Origin of the sequence: Corynebacterium jeikeium (assembly GCF_028609885.1) — a bacterium.
Lineage (GTDB): Bacteria > Actinomycetota > Actinomycetes > Mycobacteriales > Mycobacteriaceae > Corynebacterium > Corynebacterium jeikeium.
Window position 1 is genome coordinate 1,680,634 of the sequence record NZ_CP063195.1, and the last position, 16,170, is coordinate 1,696,803.

15 protein-coding genes are annotated in these 16,170 nt (G+C 60.9%); 6 read left to right on the forward strand and 9 right to left on the reverse strand.

The window, feature by feature from the left end; translation table 11 throughout:
- Nucleotides 1-47: 47 nt before the first annotated feature.
- On the forward strand, nt 48-1,178 hold the full coding sequence (locus CJEIK_RS07405) for an Mrp/NBP35 family ATP-binding protein (protein ID WP_005293075.1): 1,131 nt from the start codon (nt 48-50) through the stop codon (nt 1,176-1,178).
- A gap of 9 nt (nt 1,179-1,187) precedes the next feature.
- Here the strand turns inward: CJEIK_RS07405 and tatB are convergent, their stop codons facing one another.
- From tatB to sigE, 3 genes are all read right to left on the reverse strand, one after another.
- Nucleotides 1,188-1,775: a Sec-independent protein translocase subunit TatB gene (gene tatB / locus CJEIK_RS07410; protein WP_005293079.1), complete on the reverse strand. Its 588-nt coding sequence runs from the start codon at nt 1,773-1,775 to the stop codon at nt 1,188-1,190.
- Between the two features lie 36 nt (nt 1,776-1,811).
- On the reverse strand, nt 1,812-2,180 hold the full coding sequence (locus CJEIK_RS07415) for a zf-HC2 domain-containing protein (RefSeq protein WP_005293082.1): 369 nt from the start codon (nt 2,178-2,180) through the stop codon (nt 1,812-1,814).
- Nucleotides 2,181-2,272: 92 nt separating this feature from the next.
- The gene (gene sigE, locus CJEIK_RS07420; RefSeq protein WP_005293085.1) at nt 2,273-2,863 is read right to left on the reverse strand and encodes an RNA polymerase sigma factor SigE; all 591 of its coding nucleotides are present in this window, start codon (nt 2,861-2,863) and stop codon (nt 2,273-2,275) included.
- A 199-nt stretch (nt 2,864-3,062) separates the two neighbouring features.
- On the opposite strand from sigE, the gene CJEIK_RS07425 reads away from it, so the two are divergent.
- Together CJEIK_RS07425 and CJEIK_RS07430 are read left to right on the forward strand one after the other, a co-directional pair.
- Complete coding sequence (locus CJEIK_RS07425) at nt 3,063-3,743, forward strand: O-methyltransferase (protein WP_005293087.1); 681 nt, start codon at nt 3,063-3,065, stop codon at nt 3,741-3,743.
- A gap of 157 nt (nt 3,744-3,900) precedes the next feature.
- Nucleotides 3,901-5,085, forward strand: a complete 1,185-nt coding sequence (locus CJEIK_RS07430) for an IS256-like element IS3509 family transposase (protein WP_011273851.1) — start codon at nt 3,901-3,903, stop codon at nt 5,083-5,085.
- A 142-nt stretch (nt 5,086-5,227) separates the two neighbouring features.
- On the opposite strand, the gene glgC is transcribed toward CJEIK_RS07430, so the two are convergent.
- Complete coding sequence (gene glgC, locus CJEIK_RS07435) at nt 5,228-6,445, reverse strand: glucose-1-phosphate adenylyltransferase (RefSeq protein WP_005293089.1); 1,218 nt, start codon at nt 6,443-6,445, stop codon at nt 5,228-5,230.
- 157 nt (nt 6,446-6,602) lie between these two features.
- Here glgC and glgA point away from each other — a divergent pair, with 157 nt between their 5' ends.
- On the forward strand, nt 6,603-7,787 hold the full coding sequence (glgA, locus tag CJEIK_RS07440; protein ID WP_005293091.1) for a glycogen synthase: 1,185 nt from the start codon (nt 6,603-6,605) through the stop codon (nt 7,785-7,787).
- 27 nt (nt 7,788-7,814) lie between these two features.
- A complete protein-coding gene (locus CJEIK_RS07445; protein ID WP_011273853.1) occupies nt 7,815-9,380 on the forward strand; it encodes a GH32 C-terminal domain-containing protein in 1,566 nt (521 codons plus the stop codon).
- Nucleotides 9,381-9,423: 43 nt separating this feature from the next.
- On the opposite strand, the gene CJEIK_RS07450 is transcribed toward CJEIK_RS07445, so the two are convergent.
- From CJEIK_RS07450 to dapE, 5 genes are all read right to left on the reverse strand, one after another.
- Nucleotides 9,424-10,299 carry a methyltransferase domain-containing protein gene (locus CJEIK_RS07450; RefSeq protein ID WP_005293095.1) on the reverse strand — a complete coding sequence of 292 codons (876 nt, stop codon included), beginning with the start codon at nt 10,297-10,299 and terminating at the stop codon, nt 9,424-9,426.
- 144 nt (nt 10,300-10,443) lie between these two features.
- Entirely contained in the window at nt 10,444-11,922 is a 1,479-nt protein-coding gene (locus CJEIK_RS07455; protein ID WP_005293097.1) for a leucyl aminopeptidase family protein, read from the reverse strand.
- A 3-nt stretch (nt 11,923-11,925) separates the two neighbouring features.
- The gene (locus tag CJEIK_RS07460; protein ID WP_005293100.1) at nt 11,926-12,291 is read right to left on the reverse strand and encodes a DivIVA domain-containing protein; all 366 of its coding nucleotides are present in this window, start codon (nt 12,289-12,291) and stop codon (nt 11,926-11,928) included.
- A gap of 96 nt (nt 12,292-12,387) precedes the next feature.
- The gene (locus CJEIK_RS07465) at nt 12,388-13,245 is read right to left on the reverse strand and encodes an LOG family protein (RefSeq protein WP_011273854.1); all 858 of its coding nucleotides are present in this window, start codon (nt 13,243-13,245) and stop codon (nt 12,388-12,390) included.
- A gap of 164 nt (nt 13,246-13,409) precedes the next feature.
- Nucleotides 13,410-14,558: a succinyl-diaminopimelate desuccinylase gene (gene dapE, locus CJEIK_RS07470; RefSeq protein WP_005293104.1), complete on the reverse strand. Its 1,149-nt coding sequence runs from the start codon at nt 14,556-14,558 to the stop codon at nt 13,410-13,412.
- A 140-nt stretch (nt 14,559-14,698) separates the two neighbouring features.
- Between dapE and CJEIK_RS07475 the strand changes: the two genes are divergently transcribed.
- Entirely contained in the window at nt 14,699-16,162 is a 1,464-nt protein-coding gene (locus CJEIK_RS07475) for an amino acid permease (protein WP_011273855.1), read from the forward strand.
- Nucleotides 16,163-16,170: the final 8 nt, after the last annotated feature.

The window sequence follows — 16,170 nt, forward strand, 5'->3', positions numbered from 1 at the left end:
AGGGTAAATTAGCGTCTCGCCAGTCGTTCGATAGACTAAAACCCATCATGTCCCAAGTCACTGAATCCGCTGTACGCAGCGCGCTATCCCGCGTAGAGGATCCTGAACTAAACCGCACGATCACGGATCTCGGCATGGTGAAGTCCATCGACATCAACGGTAGTGATGTCGCCGTGGAGATCTACCTAACGATCGCCGGCTGCCCAATGAAAAACCACCTGACGGAGAAAACGCGCGAAGCCGCAGCATCTGTCGAAGGCGTGGAGAACGTCACTGTCACTACCGACGTGATGAGCGACGAACAGCGCCGCAACATCCGCCAGATGGTGCGTGGCGACTCGGCCGACCCCGTGATTCCCTTCGCCCAGGCCGATTCCACTACCCGGGTCTTCGCCGTAGCCTCCGGTAAGGGCGGCGTAGGCAAGTCCAGCGTCACCGTGAACCTTGCCGTCGCATTGCAGAAGCGCGGCCTCAAGGTCGGCGTAATCGACGCAGACATTTACGGCCACTCCGTCCCTGGTCTCATGGGCTCCACGGACAAGCCGCACCAGGTGGACGAGATGATCATGCCGCTGCAGGCGCATGGCGTGAAGCTGATTTCCATCGGCCACTTCATCGGCGATAACTCTCCCGTCGTGTGGCGTGGCCCGATGCTGCACCGCGCGATCCAGCAGTTCTTAGCCGATGTCTTCTGGGGCGACCTTGACATCCTGCTGCTGGACCTGCCGCCGGGTACCGGCGACGTAGCAATCTCCGTGGCGCAGCTGGTGCCGAACGCCGAGCTGCTGATCGTCACCACCCCGCAGGCCGCCGCCGCGGAGGTTGCAGAGCGCGCCGGCTCGATCTCTCAGCAGACCCGCCAACGCATCGGCGGTGTGATCGAAAACATGAGCTGGATGGACATGCCGGACGGCTCCCGCATGGAGGTCTTCGGCTCCGGTGGCGGCCAGTTCGTTGCCGAACGCCTTTCCCAGATCACCGGTACCAAGGTGCCGCTGATGGGGCAGATTCCGCTGGATCCAAACCTGCGCATCGGTGGAGACCTGGGCAACCCGATTGTGCTGTCCGAGCCGAACTCCCCGGCCACCATTGCATTCGGTGGGATTGCCGATCAGCTGGCAGTGCGCCGTAGCTCGCTGGCCGGTAAGTCGCTGAACCTCGGCGTCACAAAGAAATAATCAAAGAGTTCAGGTCACGTCCTCCCACCCATAACCGGGTGCGGAGGGCTTTTCCTTGGGCTCACTAGCGCTCCCCACGTCGCCCGTGAGCTGCTCTGCAGCATCGGCGACTGGGGAATCGTGGCTAGAACGGGACTCACCCGCGTTAGACTGCTGAGTCACGGCAATTCCGCCATTATCGGCGCTACCGCTGGCGAGCGAAGGCTGAGGCTGCGCAGATTTCTTGGTCTTATCTGCCTTGAGGGATTCCCGCAGGTTCGGCTTGCGCACCGTATCGACAGTGTCCTTCACGTCCTGCTTCGTCTCGTTGAAGGAAGTCAGGAAGCTATCGTCGCCATCCAGAAGAGTCTTGGTGATGAAGCCCTTCGCTCCCATCTGGCGCACCGAGTTGAGCTCCTGCAGTGGCTTGGAGAACTCCCGGAAGTCCTCCCCCAGCTCCCCGTCGATCTGCTCCTTAGCCTGCGAGATAGCGTTGCGCACCGCAAGTAGCATCGCGCGGACTTCCTTGATGAGCCCCGGCAAGCGCTCCGGGCCGATCAGGAATAGCGCAACGATCAAGAGAACGAGGACTTCGCCCCAACCTACATTGGAAAACACCTGTCTAACCTAACCTACTCCAAAGAGACTTTCACTTTACTTGCCGCGAGGCTGCAGCTTCCGCAGGAGGAGGTCCACCCGGTCGACGAGGGTTTCCGGACGGCGACAACCGTCAACGGAAAATCGGTGCGAGGGTTCGCCCTCGTCGCATTCGTCCGGAATGCGCTGCAGCTTTTCTTTCAGCCCACCGGGAGTGTGCACTGCCGAAGCATGTTTGCGCATGCGGTGGGCGGCGCTGCGTTGGGCGCGCACTTCCTCACGGCAGGTTTCACAGTGCACCAGGTGGATCTTTGCGCGGTGTTCAGCGCGGCGGGACAACTCACCATCGACCAGCGCGGCGATGGCTTCGGTGGACAGGTGGTCTACGGACAGTTCCCCCGTTAAGTTTTCTACGAAAGATGCCACGTGCCCCTACCTGCCTTCCTGCATTTCCAAACTACGGTTACGCTCTGAGATTTTCGGCTGCCAGCGTCAGCTGCGCTGGGCCTTCAATTCGGCTAGGCCTGTCCGGTGAAAACCAGTTCGCCTTGGCTACGCTCCAGGTTACCCCGAAGTTGCGCACGGGCGCGGTGGATGCGGGAGCGGACGGTGCCCATTTTGATACCAAGCGTCTGGGAGATCTCGTCGTAGCTCATCCCCAGCCCGTCGCACAGCACAACTGCCACGCGGTACTCGGGAGCAAGCTGATCCAGCGCCTGTTCCAGCGCGGGATCTAGGTTGTTGAGCTCGAAAGTATCTGCAGGATCGGCGATGCCGCCTTCGATGCGGTCATAATCCTCTGGCAGGGCCTCCATACGGATCTTCGCGCGGCGCCGGACCATGTCGAGGAACAGGTTGGTGGTAATACGGTGCAGCCAACCTTCGAAGGTGCCCGGCTGGTAGTTCTTCAAGCTGCGGAAGACTCGCATGAACGTATCCTGCGTGAGATCTTCTGCGTCTTGCTGATTACCCGCCAGCCGGTAAGCAAGGCGGTACACACTGTCTGCGTGCTGCTCGACCAGTTCCCCCCAAGATGGAAGCTCCCCCATTCCTGCATCAAACTCGGCGGTGGTTCGCGAAACGGGGTTCTGGTCTGCGTTCATGACCATGATTATGGCTTATCATCCTCAAAAAGTTGTGCTGCTCACCTGGCAGTTACCTGTGAGGATTTTACCCCCTTCAGGGAAGGAGGGAAAGTTTGTCACTTCGGTCACTCTCGTTCACTCTCTTTTCTATTTTTGACGCCACCGTCTGACATGCCGACAGCAAGCGCAACATCGACGCTCTACTGCCCTATCGTGTGAAGGCGTGAATGCTGCATCATCTTCCCCCATTGAGGCCATCCGTGAGTACGTTCGGGCAACCACCGAGCCCGACGAGGTGACCGCCGCCGCCGTTGAGGCTGCCGAAGAGTTCGGGCTACTCACCCCCGATGCGATGACTGCCGAATTCCTGGAGTTCATTGCCGCCCGCGCTGGAGCGAACGCTGCCGCCCGGGGGCACACCCCCACCGGCATTATCGTTTCCCCCGCCAGCGGCGTGATTGGCCTGCACCTATTTAAGGGCTTGAACGCAGCGCAGGCGGAGGGCCATCTGACATGCATTGAGCCGGAGGTACAGCACCAGCAGCTAGCCAAGCAGGCCTTCGCCAATGCAGGCCAGCGCCCGAATACCTTCCGCTTCCTGCCCAGCGCGCCTCTGGATGTCATTCGCCGGCTGGCGAACGATAGCTACGACATTGCAGTCGCAGAGGCAGCCACGGAGGAATTCACAGCCATCGTGGAATCCACCCTCCCGGCTCTACGCACCGGTGGCGTGTTGGTCCTGCTGGATAGCCTGATGGACGGCCTGGTCGGCGACGAGAATCATACCGACCGTCAGACGGTCCGCGCCCGCGAAGCAGATCAGTTCTTCCGCGAGCTGGAAAACGCTAAAGTCTCCCGCCTGCCCCTCGGCGCCGGCGCCACGCTGATCACTAAGACCAGCTAATAAGAGGGTTAATAGACAAAAAGTGTGTCCGCATCCCAGCATAACCGCAGAACACACCCCACAAATCACCGCATAATAGCTCCCCGAAAGCTATTCCCCACACCATCCCACACCTCCGGCCACATCTGTGCTAAACGCACACCGGTTGGATTAAAGGATGACCACCAACCGACCCAGCTGCCCACTATGCAGCAACAACACAAAGAAAAACGGCACCACCAGCAAAGGAACAACCCGCTGGCGCTGCACCAAATGCGGACACTCCTTTACCCGCAGCACCCAAACACACAACAAAAACGCCGCTACCATGACCTGGTTCATCCAATGGATCACCGGCACCCAACCACTGACACAGATTGCAGTTACACAAAACGTCTCAGCAAAAACACTGCAACGCCGCTTCCACTGGTGCTGGTGGATCATCCCCACACCCACCATCGATACTTTCCGTATCTACGACCAGATCTTCCTGGACGCGACCTACCTAAGGTCCGGCTGCCTCCTTATCGCTGCCAGCAAAACCCACGTCATCAACTGGACCTGGGCCAGACAAGAAACCACCGCCGCCTACACCGAACTACTACGCCCCATTGCCGCACCACTTGTCGCAGTGACAGACGGCGGACAAGGCGCCCAATCAGCCATCCACCACTGCTGGCCGACAACACGCATCCAACGCTGCCTCGTCCACGCCCAACGAACAGTCCGCCGCCATACCACCAGCAATCCCCGCACCGACGCAGGCAAAACCATCTACCGCCTAGCCCTGAAACTCACTCGCATCACAGACCTTGACCACGCAGCCGAATGGGTCACCCACCTGCACGAATTCAACCACACCTACCAGGTGTGGATGAACGAGAAAACCACCATCCGCGACCCTGCCACCGGTGCCTACAGCAGGGTCTACACCCACCAACGCGTCCGAGCGGCCTATCAGTCATTACTATCCCTACACCGCAGGGACCTGTTGTTTACCTACCTGCAACCACCACCAACAACCATCAATCCTGACGGACTAGCAGCGACAACAAACAGTCTCGAAGGCGGCATCAACGCCCCAATAAAAGAACTGGCCCGCAGACACCGCGGATTATCACTACCGCATCAACGCACAGTGATGGATTGGTGGCTGTACCTACATACAGAAGTCCCTGACGATCCGGTCAAGATCGCCAGGGACCAGCGATGGGGTCAAGACGCACTTTCCACAGCAACAAACTTGATCACCCACGACACCACAGCCACTACCAATGACATCGGTGCACCAGCAGAATACGACACCGCCATCGACACCAGCTACCAACACAACCTCGGCATCCAAAAAGGCTGGGTCAAATAACCACGACACACCCGGGAAAGACACACATTTTGTCCTTTAACCCTAATAAGAAATCCCCGTGCCCAGTTTGCCACCAGTATGACAGGGCTCGGGGATTCTTCTTGGTTCGGTTCGCGTTAGACTACTGCGCTAAACCACTTCGCTAGACCACCACGTTCTTGCCAATACAGACCACGCCGCCCTTGGAGATGGTGAAGCGATCCTGATCACGGGCGCGATCCACGCCGATGATCTCGCCTGCAGAAACCTGAACGTTCTTGTCGATGATTGCGTGGCGCACCACTGCCCCGCGGCCGATGCGCACGCCCGGCATAATCACGCAACCTTCGACAGAAGCGCCCTCTTCCACAACCACGTTTTCACTCAAAACGGAGTTGCGAACCGTGCCAGCGGAGATGATGCAGCCCGCCGATACCATTGAGGACTGGGCGATGCCGCCCTTGACGAACTTCGCGGGCGGAAGGTTACCCGTCTCCGCAGTGTGGATCGGCCACTGCTGGTTGTACAGGTTAAACACCGGGTGCACGCTGATCAGGTCCATGTGAGCCTCGTAGAACGCATCAACAGTACCCACATCGCGCCAATAGCCCTTATCGCGCTCGGTCTCGCCCGGCACGTAGTTGTTGGAGAAGTCATAAACGTATGCCTCCCCGCGGTCGACCAGTCGCGGGATGATGTCGCCACCCATGTCGTGGTTAGAGTTCTCATCCTCGGAGTCCTCCTTCAGCGCATCAATCAGCGTCTGCGCGGTGAAGACGTAGTTACCCATGGAGGCAAAGGAGACCTCCGGGTCGTCCGGCACACTCGGCGGCTCCGCAGGCTTCTCCAGGAACTGCTCGATCTTGTTGTCATCGTCCGCCTGGATCACGCCGAACGCCGTTGCTTCATGACGCGGTACACGAAGTCCAGCGACGGTAACACCAGCACCGGCCTTAATATGCTCCTGAACCATCTGCTCCGGGTCCATGCGGTAGACATGGTCCGCACCGAAGACGATGATGTAGTCCGGCTGCTCGTCATATACAAGGTTGAGGGACTGCAGAATCGCGTCCGCAGAGCCGGTGAACCAGCGCTTGCCCAGTCGCTGCTGCGCCGGAACCGGAGTGATGTACTGACCGGTAAGGCCGGACAGCTGCCACGACTGGGAGATGTGGCGGTCCAGGGAGTGCGACTTGTACTGGGTCAGCACGCAGATCTTGTAGTAACCGGCGTTGACCAGGTTGGATAGCACGAAATCGATCAGGCGATAGTTACCGCCAAAGGGGACGGCAGGCTTAGCACGGTCGGCGGTGAAAGGGTACAGGCGCTTACCCTCGCCACCGGCAAGGACAATGGACAGGACGTTTGATCTGCTCTTCACACTTTCCAACCTAGCGATACAGCATTACTTTTGCTTGCCAAGCAGCCAATCTGGTAACCACCCGCTGCCCCCTAACTACTCGCTAACTGCTCGCGCGCAGCGAAGCGCCCGTTTAGTTGCCAAGACAGGTGAACGTCCGCCCGGTTAATCTGGAGGCATGCGTATCGCCATGCTGACAAAGGAATACCCTCCAGAGATCTACGGTGGTGCCGGTGTGCACGTCACCGAGTTGGTTCGTTACATGCGGAAGCTCGAGCACGTGGACGTGCACTGCATGGGTGGGCCACGCGAGGAGCAGGATGTTTACGTGCACGGGGTAGACCCGGAGCTCACCGAGGCCAATGGTTCCATCAAGACCCTTTCCACCGGCCTGCGCATGGCGAACTCTTTGGGCGACGCCGAAGTTGTCCACTCACACACCTGGTACACCGGCCTGGGAGGCCACGTTGGTGGACTGTTAAACGGTATCCCCCATGTGGCCACCGCTCACTCCCTGGAACCGCACCGTCCATGGAAGCGTGAACAGCTCGGAGGCGGATACGACGTCTCCTCCTGGTCGGAGAAGAACGCGATGGAAAACGCGGACGCCGTCATCGCCGTGTCCGCCAAGATGAAGGAATCCATCCTCGACGCATACCCAGCCATCGATCCGGACCGCATCCACGTCGTGCTCAACGGCATCGACTCCGAACTGTGGCAACCCCGCCCAACCTTCGAGGCGGCCGTGGAAGCTGGCAATCGATCCGTACTCACGGAGCTGGGCGTCGATCCCAATCGCCCCATCATCTCCTTTGTCGGACGCATCACGCGCCAGAAGGGGGTGCCACACCTTCTCAAGGCGGTGGCTCACCTGGACCCGGAAATCCAGGTTGTGCTGTGCGCGGGCGCTCCGGATACCCCAGAGATCGAGGCTGAGGTCACCGCGCTAGTCGAGAAACTACAGTCAGAACGCGACGGGGTGTACTGGGTGAAGGAAATGATGGACAAGCCGCACCTGCAGGAGATCCTGTCGGCCTCCGATGCGTTCCTGTGCCCTTCCATCTATGAGCCTTTGGGCATCGTGAACCTGGAAGCCATGGCGTGCGGCACAGCCGTTGTGGCCTCCGACGTGGGCGGCATTCCGGAGGTTGTCGTCGACGGGGAAACCGGTACTTTGGTCCACTACGACGAGAACGACCCGGAGACTTTCGAGCGTGGTCTGGCCGACGCAACGAATGCTCTCGTAGCGGATCAACAGAAGGTACGAGCCTTCGGAGAAGCCGGCCGCCAGCGCGCGGTAACGACCTTCAGTTGGGCCACCATCGCAGAGCAGACTCTGGACGTTTACAGGTCCCTGCTTTAAACCGAATCCGCTGGTATGAATGGGAGCATGCACTCTTCCTCCCATAAGCACCGCCCGGAACTGCACATCACCGCAGAAACGGGGGTGCTGGAAGCCCCCGCGGGCGCCGTCTTTACCGGCGACGCTCTGCATGTATTCCACCAGTTCCGCCCCCGCGCCACCGAAGGGTCGCGCTGGGCACATCAGGTGGCCTCGGAAGCGACATACGACTGGGACATTTGCGACGACGTCGTAGTTCCTAACCAGGGGCTACCCGCGCAGGGCGATGCCGCCGAAGGTAGCGCTAACGGTGCCCCCAACGGCGCCGAGGTGGACATCCTTGCCGGCGCGTCAGTCCCGATGGGCCTCGGAGCCGAACTCTTTTTCGTCACCACTCGCGCCACAGACGAGGCATCTGCAGACCAGGTTCTGGCTGCGGACATCCCCCACGGCCAGCGCGGCCCCCGCACCTTCACCATCGAGCGTGCGGAGATCCCAAATTTGACGGAGGCCACTGAGGTTTCGGACGATCCAAGCCTGCCGGACCCCCACGTCCGCCGCCTGGGACCGATCGACATCGACGATTCCTCCTACCCTGTGGAAAATCTGGTGACCCCCAGCGTCATTCGCCACGACGATCCCGCCAATCCTGACGAAGAATGGCTAATGCTCGCCCTCTCCCTCACCGGCGACAAGGACGCACAGATCGTCGTCCTGCGCTCTGCAGACCGCCAGCACTGGCGCGTTCTAGGCCCCATCGAGCTGTCCGCTGAGGCCGCCCTGCGCCCCGGCCGCCCGTTCGCTCCGCGCATTGTTTCTATGGTGGACGCCGAATCCTCCGTCCGTCGCGATGTCCTTTTCGTGACCTTCCCCGGCGACGCTGGGGAATCCGATGAGGTCGCGGGCTACATCGTCGGCAACCTCAGCGGCACGTCGTTCAGCCTGACCAGCCCGTACACCGTCATCGACTTCGGCCATGACTTCACGCGCCCCCGCGTGATCGACCACTCCACCCCAGTGATGTTCGGCCTGGTGGGCGCCCACCCTTCGCTGGATGGGCAGTGGGCGAACTGCCTGTCGGCACCGCGTTACCTCACGCTAGTGGACGGCGAACTATTCCAGGACGTCGTCGGCGCCCCGACCGCCGTGCGCACATTCTCTGACTACGCATTCCTCTGGGCCGCCCAGCTGGATGCCACCCAGGGGCAAATCGACGTCGACGTGACGGACGATTCCGGGCAGGTGATCGCGACGATCAGCTACACCAACGACTCCGTCTCTGTCACCCGCTTGGGTGTGGACACGCGCACCGCGCCGCTGAAGGATGCGGATTCGGATACGCTAACGATCTTCCTCGACGGGCCAGTGTGTGAGGTTTTCGCTGACGGCGGTGCGGTGACGCTTACCAGCGCTATTCCGGCACACTCACAGATCTCCGACATCGATGTGCGAGCTACGGGTGGAGCAAAGATCATCTCCTCCATGCAAACCGCCGGCCGGCACCTCATGCGTATGCAGGCGGGTCTAACTTCCCCGGAAGAGCAGGAGCGTTACATGGCTGAGGCTCTTATCGCTGATCGCGACGTAGCCGAGGGAATCCTCGACGAAGACTAGCGGCAGCTCGCTGGCACGAAGCTAGCTCGGTGGTAGCGCGGAGCTAGCTGTTAGCCTTCGCTAGGCGCGTAATAGCTGCGCGGGCTGTGACCTCCATGGTCTCCGGCAAGGCGGCAATGCGCTCCTGCAAGACATCCGGGTGGATGTGGCGAGCCGAGGGACTCATGCCGATCTGCGCGGCGATGGAAGCCTGATCCAACTGCATCGGGAACTCGATATGCTCGGGCTCCCCCACCGGCACCAGGTGACCGGATGCCTGATTGATCATCCGCTCGACCTTGCCTTCCTCCACGTCCAGAATTCCCAGCGGCTCACGTAGCTCCCCTAGGTGACCGACGTCCGCGGTCAGGACAACCACCTGTCCCTCCGGCGTAAGGATGCGGGCGAACTCTGCCGCATTACGCGGTGCGAAGACAACCATGATGGCGTCAACACTTTCCGAAAGAATCGGTAGGCGCGACCAGGCGTCGGCCACGACGGCCCCGACCCGAGAGTGCGACGTGGCCAGGCGCTTCGCCGCCGCGGTAGACACATCGATACCTACGCCGCGGGAGCGCTCGATCGTGTCGAGAGTGTGTGCTAGGTAGTAACCCGTGCCGGCGCCGATCTCTACGATGGACGGAGCGTGTTCAGCGGCGACATTGCCGTCATCCAAAACGTTCTCAACGTTGGCGGTAACGGCTTCCACGAAGGGAGCAAAGTGTCCACCGGAGAGGAAGGTCTCGCGAGCGTCGATCATCGATGCATCGTCGCCCGAATAACGCAGGCCGGAGCCTCCCGCGAGAGTCACATAGCCCTGCCGTGCGACGTCGTAACTGTGGCCGGATTCGGAAACCAGAGTGCGCCACTCGTCATCGCCGGCGCTCAAGCGCGAACCGTCTACTGGGTCGGCAAGGAGGTCAATGACATCTGCAAGCACGAACAGATTCCTTCCTGAAGATTCTTATGAGACTCCCACGCGGGTGGGGATCGAACAAGCGACCACCCCATCGTAAACCGTCCACTGTCCGAAATGTATATCGGGCAGGTGTCTAGCCGCGGGTGGGCTGGCGCGCCACCGAAACTAGTGCATCAACCACTGCACCAGCGTGCGCGCGCCGAAGCCAGTGCCCACCGGGGTGACTTCGTCGTAGGTGGATTCCGCGCGTCCCGGGCCGGCGATGTCCAGGTGGATCAGCGGCACGCCACGGGTGAATCGGCGCAGGAACATCGCGGCGGTGGTCGCACCCGGCCCCTTCGGTGTCTGGCGCACGTCGGCGATCTTGGAGGTCACGTTCTCCTCCAAGTACTCCTGCATCGGCATTGGCCACCAGCGCTCGCCCACGATGGCGCCGCGACGGGCGAGCTTCACACCCGCCCCCCAGTTATCGGAGAACACAGCACCCGTGCGCAGGCCTAGCGCGACCTTGGCCGCGCCCGTCAGAGTCGCAACAGTCACCACGGCGGCGGGCTTGTACTTCTTCGCCCCGTAGCTCACAGCATCGGCTAGGATCATACGACCCTCTGCATCGGTGTTCGTCACCTCGGAGGTTAGGCCACCGTAGTGTTCCACCACGTCTCCTGGGCGGTAGGACTTTCCATCGATCATGTTTTCCGCCGCCGGGATCAGCGCTACGACCTTACGGGGCACCTGCTGCTCGGCCAGAGCACGGAAGGCAGCAATGACACTAGCTCCGCCGGTCATGTCGGTACGCATGGTGTCCATGCCCGCAGCCGGCTTCACGCTGATACCGCCCGTATCGAAAGTCACGCCTTTGCCCACCAGCACGGCAGTACGACGGCGGCGGCGCTGGTCCACCTTCTGCGGATCCCACACCAGCTCGATTAGCATCGGCGGGCGAGAGGAACCTCCGCCGACTGCCAAAATGCCGCCAAATCCCTTGTCCTTCAGCCAGCCTGCGTCGCGCAGACGCACCTTCACACCATCCAGGTCTTCCACGGCCTTCTTGGCCTGAATTGCCAGCCACTCAGGGGACTTCACGTTGGCAGGCGCATTCGCCAGATCGCGGGATAGGCAGGTCGCTTTACCCAAGGCCTTGCCTTCGTTCACTGCGGCGACGTAGTCATTCGTGTCGAAACCGTCGAACTCATAGCCTTCCGGCAACACGATGTGGACGTCGCGCACGCGGGCGGGCTTGCGCTTATTAGTGGTGATGAAGCTGTGGTTCCCAACGATCAGACCAATGACCAAGGAGCGGACGTTGGCGGGGGTAAACTCCTCCGGCAGATGCACCTGCACAATGTGCTTCTTCGCGCGCACAGGGTGACCGTCGACAACCTTGCCGATGCGGCGCACCAGACGGGCACCGGCGCCCCGCCAGCCGTCCTCTAGAAACTCTCGGCCGTCGCTGAGATCCAGCGGGCGGCTCGGCTCCTTCGGCACCCATGCCACCCATTGGCCGGTAGCGTCCAACTCAACCTCGCCCGGCGCGTTCGTGCCAGTTGCAGCCTTCACCTGCGTTTCGATGATTTCGGAGCCCTCCGCGCGCGGGCCGATCGTCACACGGGTCACTTTCTGCGGAATGCTTGGAATCGGTGCCATTGCTTAACGCTCCTTATCACGGGGATCTGCGATGTCTGTTTCGGTATTGCCGGTTTCAGCAGTGTGGTCCTCTGCAGTGTGGGTCACGGCGCCGACCTGCCGCTCCAATTCCTGGATGCGTCCGGCGAGGCGATCGATGTAGAAGTCCACTTCAGCTTGGTTGTAACCGCGAATCTCCAGAGAGAACCCGATGTCCCGGATTCCTTCGGGGGTTAGCGGGCCGTTCTCCAGGCTCTCCCAGTGCTGTAGCTTTGCGTTTCCCGCAGTGACGGGTGGCAGCGCCTCACCGCGGCCAAACACAGTACCGAGTAGATACACCAGGAGCGCGCCGACCAGGAACGCTCCGACGAGAGACAACAACCAAAACATACCTATTAATCTACCGCCTCTTAGGACCGCTTCGGCGGCATGTGGGGCCTTACTCCGTTCCTGCCCCCTCTGTCGGCCCCTCTGCCGGCCCCTCCGTCAGCGCTCCGTCGACAGGCCCTCGTCACCAAAGCGCCCCAGCTCTGCCTCAATCCGCTCTTGCTCCAGCGCCAGCTCCTCCTGTCGGATCTGGAGCTTCCGCACGTGGTTATCGTGCGCATCCACGCAAATTCTTACTGCTTCGGCGGGATCGTCAGTCACGTGGAACAGATCCACATCCTCTGGGGAGATCATGCCCTCTTCGACCAGTCGATCGCGGATCCAGTCGACCAGCCCACCCCAGAACTCCTTGCCGATCAGGATGATCGGGAACTTGCGGATCTTTTCCGTCTGCACCATCACCAGAGCCTCGAACAGCTCGTCCAGGGTGCCGTAGCCACCGGGCAGGCAGATGAATGCCTGCGAGTACTTCAGGAACATCGTCTTGCGCACGAAAAAGTAGCGGAAATTCAGCCCCAGATCCACCCATTGGTTCATGCCCTGCTCCATGGGGAGCTCGATGCCCAGGCCGATGGACATGCCGCCGGATTCCTGCGCACCACGGTTCGGGGCTTCCATCAGCCCCGGCCCACCGCCGGTGATCGTCGCGTAGCCGGCCTCGTGGATCAGCCGACCCAGCTCCCGACCCTTTTCGTAGTACTCGTGGCCGGGCTTCACGCGCGCGGAGCCGAACACTGTGATGGCCTTCGGAATCTTTGCCAACGCACCAAACCCGTCGACAAATTCGGACTGGATGCGCATAACGCGCCACGGATCGGTGTGCAGCCAATCAATGCTGGCCTGCTCCCCCAGCAGTCGCTGATCCGTTGTGGACTTCTGCTTCTGGCTGTGCCTCTTGCCGCGCAGCAGCATCGGTCCGCGGAGTCGGAATTCTCGGTTGTTGTCGCTGGTAGTCATGCGTAGGTGTGCCTTAAATGTCTGGTCGATCTTTATATTTCTTTGTGGTTCTCACGCTACTGGTTGCAGGCTCGTGGCGCTCGTTATGGATATGACGCCATCACCCCTCCACCCAGCACACGCCTTTCCCCTATGGCACTCGTGGGGAGATAGGCGGAGAGGATCTAGCGGGAGAGGAACTGGATCAACTGGCGGCTGACCTCCTCAATCTGCGCCACCGGGCAGCGTTCGTCCTTCGTGTGGCACAAGCCCGGGTCGCCGGGGCCAAAGTTCACGGCGGGGATACCCAGCTCAGTGAAACGGGCCACGTCGGTCCAGCCATACTTCGGGCGGACTCGCCCCCCGGTGGCCTCCACCAATTTCGCCGCGAAGGGTTGGTTCAGCCCTGGGGCGGCTGCGGCTGCGGCGTCATCAAGAAAAACAGAATAACCGTCGGCGGGGCTTTCGGGAGTGCCCACCTGCAGCACCTCGTAAAGGTGCGCCAGCGCCTCGTCAACACTGCGGTTCGGGGCGTAGCGGAAGTTAATGAAAGCCCAGGCCTCATCGGGAATAGTGTTGGTGGCCACTCCGGATTCGGCCATGACCGCATTGAGGCCCTCCTTGTAGGTCAGGCCGTCGATCTCTACGTCTTGCGGCTCATAGTCCGCCACGCGCACCAGCACACGAGCCAGGTCGTGGAGTGCATTGTGGCCGAGCCAGCTGCGAGCCGAGTGCGCGCGTGCGCCATGGGCGGTGACCTTCACCCGAATGGTCCCCTGGCAACCGGCCTCGATCATCGCCCCGGAGGGTTCTCCTAGCAGCGCTAGATCGCCCTCCAGCAGGTCGGGATCGGAGTGCACCAGATGGTTCAGACCGTTGTACTTGGTGGCTACTTCCTCACCCTCATAGAGAACCAGCGTCAGGTCGCAAGCTAGCTCCGGAGAGTTCGCCAGAGTGGCGAAGGCGTGCGCATAGCAGGCGGCCCCGGACTTCATGTCTACGGAACCGAGGCCGAAGATAGTCTCCTCCCCTGTCTCCGGGTCTGGCCCCAGGCGCGAGGGCAAGTTATCCGCCGGTGGCACCGTATCGAGGTGGCCCGCCAGGACTACTCGATCCGGAAGACCGCGTTGGGTACGCGCGACCAGCGTGTTTCCCCGTCGTGTGACGTCCACGTTCTCGATGGCCCGAAGGGCGGGCTCGACGGCGTCGGCAATCTCCTGCTCGTGGTGCGACTCGCTATAAATGTCAACGAGCTGGCGGGTCAGGGGCACCGCCCCTGCGAGAAGGTCGATGGGGGATTCAGGGAAAGACTCTGTAGGCGCTGCAGTACTCATTGCTTGCGATCCTAGACGAGCACACCGCCTACCGTCGGAAAACAGGCGGGTGGTCCGCGGGATGAAAAAGTATACCCGCCGCAGGGGCTAAAAGTACCCATGCTGGCCTTTACCAGGAGCAGTTGTGTTCTAATTTCGGTATGAAGACTCGAGAATCCAATTCAGGTGCCACGGAAGGCACCTCTAACCAGCTGGGTCACAGCCTAGAAACCCGGCACCTAACAATGATGGGCTTGGGCTCAGCCATCGGCGCTGGTCTTTTCCTCGGTACCGGCGTGGGCATCCAAGCTGCAGGTCCGGCCGTGCTGCTTTCCTACGTCGTCGCCGGCATTGTGGTGATCGCTGTGATGCAGATGCTGGGAGAGCTCGCCGCCGCCCGCCCTGCATCCGGCACCTTCGCCACCTACGGCCAGATGGCTTTCGGCCGCTGGAACGGCTTCGCCTTGGGTTGGCTGTACTGGTTCATGCTGATCATGGTGATGGGCGCTGAGATCACCGGCGCCGGAGCGATCATGGGTGCATGGTTCGGCGTGGAAGGTTGGATCCCAGGCCTTGTATGCGTGGTGCTGTTCACTATCGTGAACTTGGCTGGTGTCCGCGGCTTTGGCGAGTTCGAATACTGGTTTGCCTTCATTAAGGTGGCCGTCATCATCGTTTTCTTGGTCATCGGCACGGGACTGCTGCTGGGGCTGTTCCCCAACTATGATTCCCCTGGCCTGAGCCATTTCTCCGACTTCGCCCCCAACGGCATTTCTGGCATGGCAGTAGGCCTGCTAGCCGTGGCCTTCGCCTTCGGCGGCATCGAGATCGTAACGATCGCCGCCGCGGAATCGAAGGATCCGGCGAACTCCATTGCCGCCGCGGTGCGCGCCGTCATTTGGCGCATTTCCGTGTTCTATTTGGGTAGCGTCTTCCTGATCTCCGCCTTGCTGCCCTTCGAAACCCTGGGTGAGGCCGAGTCCGCTGAGGAGTCTCCGTTCACCCGCATCCTGGCTCTCGCGCAGATTCCGGGCATCGTGGAGATCATGGAAGCCGTAATCGTCTTGGCGCTGCTGTCGGCCTTTAACGCACAGATCTATGCGACCAGCCGCCTGATGTACAGCTTCTCCCAAGAGCGCAACGTGCCGCGATGGTTCGGTAAGACAAATTCCCAGAAGGTGCCCTACCGCGCCGTGTGGTGTTCCCTGTTCTTCGCCTTCGTCTCCGTGGCGCTGCAAGTGTGGGGTCCAGAGAACCTGATCAACATCCTGTTCAACGCCGTCGGCGGCACCCTGCTGGTCATTTGGATGGTCATCGTGTTGGCTCAGATCAAGCTACGCCCCACCTTCGAACGTGACGGCAGCCTGACTGTGCGCATGGTGGGCTACCCCGTACTGTCGTGGCTAACCTTCCTGGCGCTTATCGCCCTGACTGTCCTAATGCTCTTCGACAACAGCGCCCGTTTGCAGGTTCTCACCGTCACCATAGCTTTTGTCGTCTTGAGCCTGATCGGCCTAGTGCTACAGAAGACGCAGGGGCCGCAGCAATCCAACGAAAATGCTGATGCTGCTAGTACTGCTGGCGTTGCCGGAACCACTGCGACAAACAGCGACCCCAACGCATAGACACCAAC

What these genes read in the sequence shown, in the direction of transcription:
- glgA (WP_005293091.1), top strand. Translation starts at nt 6,603, where the DNA reads ATGCGTATCGCCATGCTGACAAAGGAATACCCTCCAGAGATCTACGGT.
- dapE (WP_005293104.1), bottom strand. Translation starts at nt 14,558, where the DNA reads ATGAGTACTGCAGCGCCTACAGAGTCTTTCCCTGAATCCCCCATCGAC.
- CJEIK_RS07455 (WP_005293097.1), bottom strand. Translation starts at nt 11,922, where the DNA reads ATGGCACCGATTCCAAGCATTCCGCAGAAAGTGACCCGTGTGACGATC.
- CJEIK_RS07460 (WP_005293100.1), bottom strand. Translation starts at nt 12,291, where the DNA reads ATGTTTTGGTTGTTGTCTCTCGTCGGAGCGTTCCTGGTCGGCGCGCTC.
- CJEIK_RS07430 (WP_011273851.1), top strand. Translation starts at nt 3,901, where the DNA reads ATGACCACCAACCGACCCAGCTGCCCACTATGCAGCAACAACACAAAG.
- CJEIK_RS07465 (WP_011273854.1), bottom strand. Translation starts at nt 13,245, where the DNA reads ATGACTACCAGCGACAACAACCGAGAATTCCGACTCCGCGGACCGATG.
- CJEIK_RS07405 (WP_005293075.1), top strand. Translation starts at nt 48, where the DNA reads ATGTCCCAAGTCACTGAATCCGCTGTACGCAGCGCGCTATCCCGCGTA.
- sigE (WP_005293085.1), bottom strand. Translation starts at nt 2,863, where the DNA reads ATGGTCATGAACGCAGACCAGAACCCCGTTTCGCGAACCACCGCCGAG.
- CJEIK_RS07445 (WP_011273853.1), top strand. Translation starts at nt 7,815, where the DNA reads ATGCACTCTTCCTCCCATAAGCACCGCCCGGAACTGCACATCACCGCA.
- CJEIK_RS07475 (WP_011273855.1), top strand. Translation starts at nt 14,699, where the DNA reads ATGAAGACTCGAGAATCCAATTCAGGTGCCACGGAAGGCACCTCTAAC.